Consider the following 13,107-nt stretch of genomic DNA (forward strand, 5'->3'; position numbering starts at 1 on the left):
CTGGTGAAAATTACACTTGTCCCGAATTAAATATTTCCCGTTTCGTAGTCTTTTTTCAGAATAAAACCCATTCCGGCTTTGGTGTGGATGAGTTTATTTTCGAAATCTCTGTCTATTTTTTTTCGCAGATAATTAATATAAACATCAATAAAATTGGTTCCGGTATCAAAGTGAGTTTCCCATACCTTTTCTGCAATTTCACTTCTGGAAAGTACTTTTTCTGAATTTTCCATCATCAATTTGAGAAGGTTGAATTCTTTAGGAGTCAGTTTGATGGGAACATGGTCTCTGCTTACTGTTTTTTGCTCCAGATTCATTTCAATACCCTCGTATTTAAGGACGAAAATTTTTTGCTGCCTCTGTTGTGAAAAACGTTTTAGAAGAACATTGATTCTTGCTGCCAATTCACGCATTTCAAAAGGTTTGGTCATATAATCATCAGCGCCGGCATCAAAACCTTCCAGTTTGTCATCCGTAGTCCCCAATGCTGTCAGCATTACGACTGGAAGATTAGGTTTCAGAGATTTTATTTCAATGCAAAATTCGAGACCACTTTTTTTAGGCAACACAATATCAGTGACTATGAGGTCATAATTTTTCTGCAATGCCAGTTTCAATCCTGTTGATCCATCATACGCTGTGCTTACTTCAAATTCAGCTTCCTGAAGCCCTTTTGTGATAAGCTTGGAAAGTCTGTCATCGTCTTCTACTAATAAAATATGAGGCATAAGAATAGGTGAAGTGTTTGTAAGTGAAAATATGAAGTAATATTCTTCACAAATGTAATGAATTCTATTTTGTAATTTTGGCAGAATAGAGATTAATTAAATGCCGAAATTTAAGAAACAAATGATTATCAAGAGTATAGTTGCAGGGTTTTTATGTTTAATACCATTGCTTTTAACCCAGTGTAGTACTCAGAAAAATACCGTTCAGCTTCAAAACGGAGATTTACTTTTCGTTACTGCTAAAGAAACGGGACTCTCCGGTGCTATTAATAATGTTACCCAAAAACAGAAAACAGCGTCTTTTGATCACATCGGTATTCTTGAAAAAGAAGGAAACAAATTATTTGTTTTACATGCAGCTCCAAAGGGTGGTTCACAAAAACAAAGTTTAAAGGAATTTGTTGAAGATCAGAAAAAGGATCAGCAAAACATTGTTGTTTACCGTTTGAAAGCTGAATATCAGAAATCAATTCCTATTGCTATTGAAAAGGCTCATTCCATGTTGGGAAAACTCTATAACTTCAATTATATTCTGGATGAAAACTCATATTACTGTTCAGACTTTATAGAAAGAGCTTTTCGTGAGGATCATATTTTTAAATTAGAACCTATGACGTTTATTGATCCCAAGACTGGCAAAGTTAATGCTTTCTGGGAAGAATTCTATGGAAAGAAAAACCTGAAAGTTCCTGAAGGAGAACCTGGATGTAATCCCAATGGGCTGGCTGGCTCAGAAAAACTGGAAAGGGTAGGAGATCTTTAAGGCTGGAAGCAGGAAGAGGGAGGTTAGAAGTTATTATTGAACACATAATTTATGAGTCAGAACTAGCACATTGGCTTAAAATGAATAAAATTACTTGTATTTATTTGAAAAATACAATGACTTCCAGCCACCAGCTTCAGACTTCCTTACCTCATTCCTTATTTATATTTTGATCAAAATAATCAAAGAAGCTGTAATGGTTTCCTTTTTTTAAGTTAAATTTTAAAAAATATTAGTCTACTAATTTGGTGGACTAATATTTTTTTATATTTTTGTCACAGATTTAAATGCAGAACGCAAAATGATCTGAAAATGTTTAACCAAAAAATGTTTAGCAATGATTACACCTAACCCTAGTCTGCAGGTTTTTCAAAATAAACTGAACCTGTCTAAAAAAGAATTATTATTGGAAATAGAGTTGAATGGCAAAATGAAATTTGAGCATTTAATGAATACCATCTATAATCAAATGGGGATCTGTCATAGAGTGTTGTCAGCGAACGTGGAATATGTGAACGGATATAGTTTGGGTTCAGTACAATTATACATTAATGTTAATTCAGAAGACTATCAGAAACTGGAAGTCTATCTGAATAAAAATAAACTTTTGAATACAACGGTAGAGTATCTCTGCCGGAAGTATTCTTAGGGGAGATTCATATAGTTTTAATTACTCAAAGTGTCCGGTTCTTTTACCGGGCACTTTTTATTTTGTTCTAAATAATATTTTTTATTCTCTCGCAGATCAAACAGATTACGCAGATATTTTAACATTAAAAAGATAAAATAAAGAATGATAGTTTCAGAGTAAATTTCTAGTACTGCTAAAAATTGCAATTGAAAGAGTGAAAATTCCCCTCCTTCGAAGAGGTGTCAAAGATTCAGAGAATTTTTGAAGGGGTGGTTTAAAAAAAAGCGCCCAGATCTCTCTGAGCGCTGTATGCTAAAAAAAATAAGTTTAGATTCTTTCGATATCAGCACCAAGTGCTTTCAGTCTTCCATCGATGTTTTCGTATCCTCTGTCGATTTGCTCGATATTGTGGATAATAGATTTTCCTTCTGCAGAAAGGGCTGCAATAAGAAGGGCATTTCCGGCTCTGATATCCGGGGAAACCATGGTTGTTCCTCTTAACGGAGCTTCCTGGTTTAATCCGATTACCGTTGCTCTGTGTGGATCACATAAAATGATCTGAGCTCCCATATCAATTAATTTATCAACGAAGAATAATCTGGACTCAAACATTTTCTGGTGAACCAGGATACTTCCTTTTGCCTGAGTTGCTACAACTAAGATAATAGATAATAGATCCGGGGTGAATCCAGGCCATGGAGCATCAGAAATCGTAAGGATAGATCCGTCAATAAATTTCTGAATTTTATAATGTTCCTGAGCAGGAATGTAGATATCATCACCGCTTTGTTCAAGCTCGATTCCTAATTTTCTGAAGGTATTAGGAATTACTCCTAATTGATTCCAGTTTACATTTTTGATGGTGATTTCAGATTTCGTCATGGCAGCAAGACCAATCCATGATCCGATTTCTACCATATCAGGAAGCATAGTGTGTTCCGTACCTCTTAAATAGTCTACCCCTTCAATGGTAAGAAGGTTAGATCCGATCCCTGAAATATTAGCTCCCATTCTGTTCAGCATTTTACATAATTGCTGAAGATAAGGTTCGCAGGCAGCATTATAAATTCTTGTTTTTCCTTTTGCTAGGGCGGCAGCCATTACAATATTAGCCGTTCCGGTTACAGAAGCTTCTTCCAATAAGATGAATTTTCCTGTAAGTTCTTTAGCTTTTAAAGAATAGAAATATTCTTCTTCATCGTAATGGAATTCGGCACCAAGTTCAACCAATCCCTGGAAATGAGTATCCAGTCTTCTTCTCCCAATCTTGTCACCTCCCGGAGTTGGCATATAAGCTTCTCCATAACGTGCCAGCATAGGGCCCATCAACATGATTGATCCACGAAGTTTGGCTCCGTCTTTCTTAAACTCATTAGATTTTATATAGTCGAAGTTTACTTGATCAGCCTTGAAAGTATAATCTCCATGACCGTTTTTAGTAACCTTTACTCCGAAGTCACCAAGAATTTCAATCAACCTGTTTACATCATGGATGTCCGGAATATTTTTAATTCTTACTTCCTCATCAGTTAACAGTACCGCGCATAAAATTTGAAGAGCCTCATTTTTGGCTCCTTGTGGAGTTATTTCACCCTGCAGTCTTTTCCCTCCTCTTATCTGAAATGTTCCACTCATTATTTTCTGTTTTTATGATTGTTATTATGCCTTCTCTTGTTGGGCTGATTATTATTGTTCTTATTATTGCTGTTGTTGCTGTTTCTGTTGTTATTGTTATTATTTCGGTTGTTGTTATTGCTGGTGTAGTAGATTTTACTTTTTTCAAGAGAATCTATTCCGGTAAGATCCAACCTATTTTCAGACAACTCTTTCAGGTGGCGGAAAATAACATCATCCGTCACATGTTCCTTATTATAGACATTATAAGATTTCTTCATATTGTTGGCAATTACTTCGATAAGGGCTTCTTTTTCATCACCCGTTTCCAGTTCTATTGCTTTTTCTATCAATTGAAGAATACTTTTTCCGTAAAACTTAAAGTCTCCCTGAAGTTTTGGGTATTCCATTCTTTTAGGTTTTTCAGCCAATTGTTCCATTGTAGGGAACGGATAGGGAGAGTCTACATCCAAATCATGATTAGCAAGAATAAAAAGATGGTCCCAAAGTTTATGTTTATAATTTTCTTCGTCGCGAAGTTGTGGGTTTCTCTGACCCATAAAATCGATGATTGCCATAGCCATTTCGTTCCTTTCCTCTTTGGTAGGAAGTTCTTTGCAGCGCTCAACCAACTGTTGTATAATTCTGCCGTATTCCGGCATATGAAGCTGAGTTTTTTGGGTATTGTATTCCATAGTATGCAAATATATGGATTAAAAGAAAAATTGTTTCGAGAATCTTAAAAATTTATGATTTTTTAATGAAAATTTTAGAGATAATTCTCATTGAATTATTATTTAAAATAAAAATATTTCTCCTTATTTTGAATTTGTTTTTAATAAAAATGTAACTTGTTTAATAGTTTGATAATTAAATATTCCAATGAAAAAAACACATTTTATTCTTTCCCTACTGGCTTTAGCACTTGTTAGCTCCTGTCAGAGTAACGATGAATTGAGTACGGAATCCTCGAAGAAGGATGAAGTACATGATAAAATTGTAAACGTAACCCATCATGATGGCAGACCTTTCAGTACAGGAGCTGAATCAGGATCAGCACAGGCAAAGTTTGTGGCAGGTCCTGGTGGAAGTGTCCTGATGCAAGGATTTTACTGGGACGTTCCTGATGGAGGCAATTGGTGGAACACCGTTAAAGATAAACTAACGGCATGGTCTAATGCAGGAGTGGGTGCTGTATGGCTTCCTCCGGCTTCAAAAGCTCAAAACGGAGCCTATTCCATGGGATATGACCCTACAGATTATTATGATTTTGGAAATTTTAACCAAAATGGAAGTACAGAAACCCGATTTGGGTCAAGAACAGAACTGGAAGCTTTGATTACCAAAGCCCATGCAGAAAATATGCAGGTGTATGCTGATATTGTAATCAATCATAACAGTGGAGGTCAATCCGAAGCTAATCCGTTTACCGGGACGAATACATGGACGGATTTTTCAGGAGTTGCTTCCGGAAAATTTCAGAGAAATTACAATGATTTTTATAAAAACTCCTACGGAAACAATGATGAAGGAGCCTTTGGAGGATTCCCGGATCTTTGTCATGCCAACCCTCATGTACAGGACTGGCTGTGGGGAAGGGATGATTCTGTTGCCAAGTATTATAAAAATGTCATGAAGTTTGACGGTTGGAGATTTGATTATGTGAAAGGTTTCGGTCCTTGGGTAGTAAACACCTGGAATTCTAAAGTAGGGGGCTTTTCTGTGGGGGAACTATGGGACTCCAATGTTAATACCTTAGAATGGTGGGCTAATAATGCAAATAGTTCCGTTTTTGATTTTGCTGCTTACTATAAGATGGATGAAGCATTTGATAATGGCAATCTGAACGTTTTGAATGATGACATGATGTGGAAAAGAAATCCGTACAAAGCAGTAACCTTCGTTGCCAATCATGATACTGATATTATCTACAATAAAATGCCGGCGTATGCTTATATTCTAACTCATGAAGGATATCCAACTATTTTTTACAGAGACTATGAAGAATGGTTGAATAAAGAAAGACTCAACAACCTGATCTGGATTCACAACAATAAAGCTACTGGAACTACTTCTATTTTATATACCGATAATGACGAATATATTGCAAGACGTAACGGTTACAATGGAAATCCGGGACTTGTAGTGTATATTAACACCTCATCAAACTGGCAGGAAAGGTGGATAGATACCAATTGGACTAATCAACAGATCAAAGATTTTACAGGGCACTCAAGCTGGTATCCGACAACACAGGGAGATAAGCGGGTGAAAATTCAATGTCCACCAAATAGTTATTCTGTGTGGTCGCTTAATTTATAAATGATGAATGATAAGTAATAAGTTCAAACTCGTTATTTAATAAGTAATAATTATATCTCTCGCTGATTTTGCGGATCATGCAGATTTTTATTATCGTTTGGAATTTTCAAATTATAGCATAATCATCTGCGTTATCTGTGGGATCTGCGAGAGATTATTTTTTAATTTATAGTTTCTAAACCTGGATGAATTTTTTTTTCTGATGCTGATCCGGAAGAAAACACTTTTGATTGGCCAGTTTCATTCTGTTTCTTGAAATGACATCATAGAACGCATCACTAAAAAAAGCAGGCATAATTTTACCAATGAAGGAAAGTTTATAAATTCCGCCTAAAATACTGGCAATTTGCAGTACAGCTCTCGATTTTATATAGTAATAGTGTTTCGGTTTCCAAAGATATAATGTATTGAAAACTTTAGTCTCTAAGCCTCTTTCTGATAAAAACTGCTGCCCAAATTCGGATTGAAGTGAAGCGAACATGAATTTGTCTTTTTTATCCCTTTCCAGAATCCATTGTACCCAGAAATTGCAGACTCCACAATCTCCGTCAAAAAATACAATGTGTTTGTCTTCCCAGTTTTCCACAACTTTATTTATTAAACATGATCCTTCTTTCTGTATCTTCTTTGGCTTGTTTGAAATATTGAACAAGATCTGCACGCTGTTCATCAGTCAGTTTTGCATTTTGATGTCCTATATAGTAAGATTCAAGAGGCATTTCTTTTTTCTCAATCATTTCTATACATTCTTCCAGTTTATGAAGCTGTCTTTGAGGTTCATATACTGCAAAGGTAGAAAAATTAAGATGTTTCCGACCTTCATTGATATGATTTTTTACATACCATGAAACAGGTGAAATACTGGTATACCATGGATATTGGGTTTCATTGGAATGACAGTCATAGCAGGATGTCCTGATGATCTTAGCTATTTTTTCAGGAGTATTTTTTATTTTCAAAAAATCCATGCCGGGTGTAGGACGTGGATTGGTTTTATCAATAGGAAAAAACTGAATGATAACGAAAGCTACGAGAAGAATGATGAGCACTTTTTTCATGAGGAGGTGTTTATGTTGGTGAATTAAAGTTAGTCATTTTTTTTTGATGGAGGCTGGAAGTGGGAAGCTGGAGGTACTTGATTGTGAAAAAGGGAATATGCTGTTTTTTAATGAATGCAGGGTTTGGTATTAATTATTTTTTTGATGGAGGCTGGAAGTGGGAAGCTGGAGGTACTTGATTGTGAAAAAGGGAATATGCTGTTTTTTTTATGAATGCAGGGTTTGGTATTAATTATTTTTTTGGATGGAGGCTGGAAGTGGGAAGCTGGAGGTACTTGATTGTGAAAAAGGGAATATGCAGTTTTTTTAATGAATGCAGGGTTTGGTATTAATTATTTTTTGGATGGAGGCTGGAAGTGGGAAGCTGGAGGTACTTGATTGTGAAAAAGGGAATATGCTGTTTTTTAATGAATGCAGGGTTTGGTATTAATTATTTTTTTTGATGGAGGCTGGAAGTGGGAAGCTGGAGGTACTTGATTGTGAAAAAGGGGATATGCTGTTTTTTTAATGAATGCAGGCTGGAAGTATTTGATGATAAAGGATGGATACACTGTGTTATAATGAATGCAGAGCTTGGTATGAATTGATTTTTGATGAGAACGAACAGCGGAACTTGAAGATGGGTTTTAAATATTCTAAAAGCTGGAAGTTCTTTCAGTTTTGCTTTTTTATTCATCAAAATAAATGGCTTAAAGTGATTTTTAAACACAATATAAACTTCCCTCTTCCAGCCTCCCTCTTCCAGCTTTTATCTCTTACATTGAGTAATTCTAAATAGAGCACAGGTGACTGAATGGATTTAAAAAATGACTAACTTAATACCACAATTGTGTCTATTGTTTATATGCTGTCGGAACTATTTCTTTATAGTTTTTAACTATCATTGAAATAATTATTAATAGATTGTATTTATTGAATGAACGTTGTAAGTTTGTCATGTCCTTACAAGAAAGAAGTTACTTAAACTGTATTAATCAATATAAAAAATAAATAAACGACAATGGAAAAAGATTTGAATGACATCAGTAAGTGCCCGTTTCACAACGGAACAATGAAGAAGAGTGTAGCAGGTGAAGGTACTCAAAACAAAGATTGGTGGCCGGATCAGTTAAGAGTAGATCTTCTTCGCCAGCATTCATCACTGTCTAATCCTATGGATAAGGACTTTGATTACGCAGAAGCATTTAAAAGCCTTGATCTTGAGGGTGTAAAAAAAGATCTTCATGCTTTAATGACAGATTCACAGGATTGGTGGCCGGCAGATTTTGGCCATTATGGTCCATTATTCATCCGTATGGCATGGCACAGCGCCGGAACTTACCGTGTAGGAGATGGTAGAGGTGGAGCAGGAGCAGGGCAACAGCGTTTTGCACCATTGAACAGCTGGCCGGATAATGTAAGTCTTGATAAAGCAAGAAGATTATTATGGCCGATCAAACAAAAATACGGTAGAAATATATCATGGGCAGACCTTTTAATTCTTACAGGGAATATAGCCCTTGAATCTATGGGATTCAAGACCTTTGGATTTGCAGGCGGACGTGCAGATGTATGGGAGCCGGATGCAGATGTATATTGGGGATCTGAGAAAACATGGCTAGGAGGAGATTTGCGTTATGCTCACGGTTCTGAAGGAGTAGTGGAAGGACATGCAGCCGTTCTTCCTACAGATGATAAAGCAGATGGAGATATTCATTCCAGAAACCTTGAGAATCCATTGGCAGCGGTACAAATGGGATTAATTTATGTAAACCCTGAAGGACCGGATGGAAATCCGGATCCGATTGCAGCAGCTAAAGACATCAGGGATACTTTCGGGCGTATGGCGATGAATGATGAGGAAACAGTGGCGTTGATTGCAGGTGGACATACTTTTGGGAAAACTCATGGTGCCGGACCAGCAGATCATGTGGGTAAAGAACCGGAAGCTGCCGGAATTGAACAACAGGGATTAGGATGGGCAAGCAGCTATAAATCCGGAAGTGGAAGAGATGCTATTTCCAGCGGATTAGAAGTGACCTGGACTGAAACTCCGACTCAATGGAGCAACTATTTCTTTAAAAACTTATTTGAAAAATGAATGGGAATTAACTAAAAGCCCTGCCGGAGCTCACCAATGGGTAGCAAAAGACGGAGCTGAAATCATTCCTGATGCATTTGATTCTACTAAAAAGCATAGACCGACTATGCTGACAACGGATCTTTCTTTAAGATTAGATCCTGTTTACGAAAAAATTTCAAGACATTTTTATGAAAATCCGGATGCGTTTGCAGATGCTTTTGCAAGAGCGTGGTTTAAGCTAACCCACAGAGATATGGGACCGCGTGCCCGTTACCTGGGACCGGATGTGCCACAGGAAGAATTGATCTGGCAGGATCCTATTCCGGCAGTAAATCATGAACTGGTTAACGATGCCGATGTTGAAGCACTTAAAGCGAAAGTTTTGAACTCAGGATTGACTATTTCTGAACTAGTTTCAACAGCTTGGGCTTCTGCCTCCACTTTCAGAGGGAGTGATAAAAGAGGAGGAGCGAATGGGGCAAGAATAAGACTAGAGCCTCAAAGAAACTGGGCAGTCAATAATCCAGCTCAATTACAAAAAGTACTGGGAGTATTGGAAGGCATTCAAAATGAATTCAATGCTCAGAACGGAGGCAAAAAAATATCTTTAGCAGATTTAATTGTTTTAGCAGGAAGTGCTGCTGTTGAAGCCGCCGCAAAAAATGCAGGACACGATGTAAAAGTTCCTTTTGCACCAGGAAGAATGGATGCTTCTCAGGAACAGACGGATGTAGAATCTATGGGATATTTAGAACCAGCTGCTGATGGTTTCCGTAACTATCTGAAAACGAAATTCACAGTTTCTACAGAATCTTTATTAATTGATAAAGCACAGCTATTAACCCTTACCGCTCCGGAATTAACTGTTTTGGTAGGAGGAATGCGCGCTTTGGATACGAACTTTGACGGTTCTAAACATGGTGTGTTTACCAGTCGTCCGGGAGTTCTTACCAATGATTTCTTTGTGAATCTTCTGGATATGGGAACGCAATGGAAAGCCATGTCAGACGATAAAGAGGTATATATAGGTACAGACCGTAAAACTGGCCAGCCAAAATGGACGGCTACCCGTGCTGACCTTGTATTCGGATCCAATTCTGAACTGAGAGCGATTGCTGAAGTTTATGGAAGTGCTGATGCACAGGGTAAATTTATCAATGATTTTGTTAAGGCATGGACGAAGGTGATGAATCTGGATAGATTTGATCTGGTTTAATCTTTTTTAATCTTATGATAAAACAGGCTACCTTGGAAAAGGCAGCCTGTTGCTTTGTATTGAAGATCAAGAAAAACATTGTTCATTCTTATTGACCTTCTTTTAATTTAATAATTTCATCAACTAATAATGGAATTACATTTCTTGCCATCGCAATGAAGTCCTGATCTTCAGGTTTTATTGAAATAAATTCTATATCGTAATTTCTATTGTCTTTTTCTCCGGTCATAATAAAGTTCGATTCAGAATCAAAATCTCTGCCTTCAATATATGAAGTCCATGGAGATGAGGTGGCTTTATTACATATTTCGATGATGTTTTTTAATTCTGATTCTGTCATTTTATTCAGTTGAATTTTAATTTTTTGGTTAAATAGTTTTATGCAGTCATCTTACCTACGCTTAACAATAATAATTTAAAAATTACATTTACTTCAGTATTCTTCAACAAATCATGTAATAATTGATTATGTTCAATTTTTAAGACAGACTAAACAGGCTGTATATTGATATGAAATTTGAATAGAAGAAAAAATACAATATAAAAGAGGCTATCTCTTTTGAGACAGCCTCTTTATACTTTATTTTAAGTTTTGTAAAATCAAAAACTTCCCAATGTTATCATCATATAATATATAATTTTGTTCTTTGTAAAAAATATATAAAATTGAATATAATTCTTCTTTTGTATATTTTGAAGCCGAAACAAAATATATATTTTTAGAATTTCTATCTAATTGTAACTTTTTTACCTTATCATTAAAGGATAAATCTTCTAATTCTTGTAAGCTATTATCTTTTTTTAAATTTTTAGTGAAGTACAATAATTCCTTTTCTTTGGTTGAGAGATTGTTTAAGTTTTTAAGTAAACTATTTAAATCATTGTATCTAAATGATTTTTTTTGTTCATTATAGAAACCTTTTAAAATATTATATTTTACAATTGAAATGCTATCATTTTTTACACTAAACAAAATAGCTGACTGTAGTTCTTGTTCATTCTCTATTTTTTCAAAATAAATATTTTTTTCATTATTATTTTTACACGATGTAATAAAAATTAATGAAAAAATTATTAAAAAAAGAAAATTAAAATTTCTATTTTTTTTCATCTAAAGGTTTTGTGTTATTAAAATCAACTTTAACATTATCATAATATAAACGGGGATCAGTTCCTTCAATTTTACGATATTTATTTTCCATAATTACGCTTCTTGTTTCTGCTGGAGATTCAGCACCATCAACCTTACTTTCCCCTTTCATATATCCTTGATCAAAATCATATGAATGTTTTAATTCGTGTACAATTGTTGCTCCATCTGAATTAGTTGTTTTCTCACTTGCTAAATAATCAGCATCAGCTTTTTTGTTTCCTTGATCCAAATCTAGAAAAACGCCTGTACCAACTCCTTTCCCTAATTGATAAGCCTTATAAGCATCATCACTTGAGACTAACGTTTGACTTCTGCCAACTTGTGATTCTTGGATCATGTGTGTTTTATCACTCTTTTCCAAAGTTGAAACCATTCTTTTCAGATAAACGTCATTTGATGAATTTATTTTATTAAAAGTGGATTGAACCTTATCTAATGTTTTATTACCTCCAGCATAAACTTTATTTGTTGATGTATTATAAAATTTACCATTCTGGTATCTATAATCAACATTTTTATTCCCTGAGTTTTTCATTCTAAAAATTATATCCATAGGAGCTCGTCCGTCTGTATCTATATTGCGAATAGGATTATCAAAAGCATAATTGTAAAGACTATGACGGCGCATCTTTTCTGCCAGCGGATCTACCACCCCCCATCTTCCTAAATCCGGCATATACATCCTCGCTCCATAGTCATACATCCCCGTCTCCTGCAGCTCCTTCCCATTGTACTTGTACTGATATGCAGAATTTCCCAACAGAGAATTATATCCTTCATGCTTTAATCCAAACGGATAATAATTATTTTCCTCAATGATCTCCGTGCCTAAGCCATTTTTAGAATAGCTTAATCTGGTATTTCCAAGATGATCCGTGTAGTTGTAAACATATTTTCCGGTCTCAACATTAAAATAGCCTTCTGGTGTTGGGAAGAATTTTAATATTGAATTGGTATACTGGAAGACATCCAGATAATCAGTTGTTTCTGTTCCGAAAACCTTTCTTACCTTCACTCCATCTGCTCTGTAAAGATAATCCGTTACTTTGGTGTTTTGGGTAACCTTTCCAGGTAAATTTAGAAAATTATATTGGATAGAAGGGTAGCAAAAACCCTCGCAAAATGTGAGGGTTTTATTATTACCGCAAAGTTATAAACTTTGCGAAGCGGGGGAACTTATTATAGTCTCCTAATTCTTATAATAAATTTAATCATATCATTCTAATTTAACTTTTTTAAATTTTGAAAGAAACAAATTATTATTAGGAAAATAACCAATAATATTGGTTATCAACCACTCATTATTTTCTTTTGTAACTATAAATTCACCCACTATGCCGTACTTATAATTTGCAATATAAACTTTTGTTAAGTTTAATGTGTGATAATTTTCCACGTTGTCAATTTTAAACAGTCGAAATTTATTTTGATCTGAAATTATATCGTTAAAAAATGAAACTTTTAAATGCAAGGAATCATTTATAGTAAAGAAACCTGATTCTTTTTTAGAACTAAAATCAAATAAGATTTTATTTTTATCATAATAATAAATACTATCCT

At 35.2% G+C, this 13,107-nt stretch carries 10 protein-coding genes and 2 pseudogenes; 4 read left to right on the forward strand and 8 right to left on the reverse strand.

The genetic code is table 11. From position 1 onward, the window contains the following. Positions 1-26: 26 nt before the first annotated feature. The gene (locus H5J24_RS02565; RefSeq protein ID WP_068944533.1) at positions 27-728 is read right to left on the reverse strand and encodes a response regulator transcription factor; all 702 of its coding nucleotides are present in this window, start codon (positions 726-728) and stop codon (positions 27-29) included. Positions 729-828: 100 nt separating this feature from the next. Between H5J24_RS02565 and H5J24_RS02570 the strand changes: the two genes are divergently transcribed. After that, positions 829-1,491, forward strand: a complete 663-nt coding sequence (locus tag H5J24_RS02570) for a YiiX/YebB-like N1pC/P60 family cysteine hydrolase (protein WP_228407669.1) — start codon at positions 829-831, stop codon at positions 1,489-1,491. Between the two features lie 337 nt (positions 1,492-1,828). Then, the gene (locus H5J24_RS02575; protein ID WP_068944532.1) at positions 1,829-2,140 is read left to right on the forward strand and encodes a cysteine methyltransferase; all 312 of its coding nucleotides are present in this window, start codon (positions 1,829-1,831) and stop codon (positions 2,138-2,140) included. A gap of 309 nt (positions 2,141-2,449) precedes the next feature. On the opposite strand, the gene murA is transcribed toward H5J24_RS02575, so the two are convergent. Continuing rightward, on the reverse strand, positions 2,450-3,757 hold the full coding sequence (gene murA / locus H5J24_RS02580) for a UDP-N-acetylglucosamine 1-carboxyvinyltransferase (RefSeq protein WP_068944531.1): 1,308 nt from the start codon (positions 3,755-3,757) through the stop codon (positions 2,450-2,452). Continuing rightward, positions 3,757-4,431 (reverse strand): DUF4290 domain-containing protein, encoded by a 675-nt coding sequence (locus H5J24_RS02585; protein WP_068944530.1) that lies wholly within the window; start codon positions 4,429-4,431, stop codon positions 3,757-3,759. Before H5J24_RS02585 ends, murA begins: the two co-directional genes overlap by 1 nt. 187 nt (positions 4,432-4,618) lie before the next feature. Between H5J24_RS02585 and H5J24_RS02590 the strand changes: the two genes are divergently transcribed. Then, positions 4,619-6,058, forward strand: coding sequence for an alpha-amylase (locus tag H5J24_RS02590; protein WP_068944529.1), 1,440 nt, complete (start codon positions 4,619-4,621; stop codon positions 6,056-6,058). A 175-nt stretch (positions 6,059-6,233) separates the two neighbouring features. Here the strand turns inward: H5J24_RS02590 and H5J24_RS02595 are convergent, their stop codons facing one another. Both H5J24_RS02595 and H5J24_RS02600 read right to left on the reverse strand, forming a co-directional pair. Next, the gene (locus H5J24_RS02595) at positions 6,234-6,644 is read right to left on the reverse strand and encodes a thiol-disulfide oxidoreductase DCC family protein (RefSeq protein ID WP_068944528.1); all 411 of its coding nucleotides are present in this window, start codon (positions 6,642-6,644) and stop codon (positions 6,234-6,236) included. A gap of 4 nt (positions 6,645-6,648) precedes the next feature. Continuing rightward, positions 6,649-7,116 carry a heme-binding domain-containing protein gene (locus tag H5J24_RS02600; protein WP_068944527.1) on the reverse strand — a complete coding sequence of 156 codons (468 nt, stop codon included), beginning with the start codon at positions 7,114-7,116 and terminating at the stop codon, positions 6,649-6,651. A gap of 1,000 nt (positions 7,117-8,116) precedes the next feature. On the opposite strand from H5J24_RS02600, the pseudogene katG reads away from it, so the two are divergent. Next, a pseudogene (katG, locus tag H5J24_RS02605) lies at positions 8,117-10,394 on the forward strand (catalase/peroxidase HPI). A gap of 88 nt (positions 10,395-10,482) precedes the next feature. Here katG and H5J24_RS02610 read toward each other — a convergent pair. The 3 genes and pseudogenes from H5J24_RS02610 to H5J24_RS02620 all read right to left on the reverse strand — a co-directional run. After that, positions 10,483-10,734 carry a hypothetical protein gene (locus H5J24_RS02610; protein WP_228407668.1) on the reverse strand — a complete coding sequence of 84 codons (252 nt, stop codon included), beginning with the start codon at positions 10,732-10,734 and terminating at the stop codon, positions 10,483-10,485. Positions 10,735-10,974: 240 nt separating this feature from the next. Then, positions 10,975-11,505 carry a hypothetical protein gene (locus H5J24_RS02615; RefSeq protein ID WP_068944523.1) on the reverse strand — a complete coding sequence of 177 codons (531 nt, stop codon included), beginning with the start codon at positions 11,503-11,505 and terminating at the stop codon, positions 10,975-10,977. Positions 11,506-12,106: 601 nt separating this feature from the next. Then, positions 12,107-12,646, reverse strand: a pseudogene (locus H5J24_RS02620) (RHS repeat-associated core domain-containing protein); the annotation flags it as partial. Positions 12,647-13,107 lie beyond the last annotated feature (461 nt).

This window comes from Chryseobacterium capnotolerans (assembly GCF_021278965.1).
Classification (GTDB): Bacteria; Bacteroidota; Bacteroidia; order Flavobacteriales; family Weeksellaceae; genus Chryseobacterium; species Chryseobacterium capnotolerans.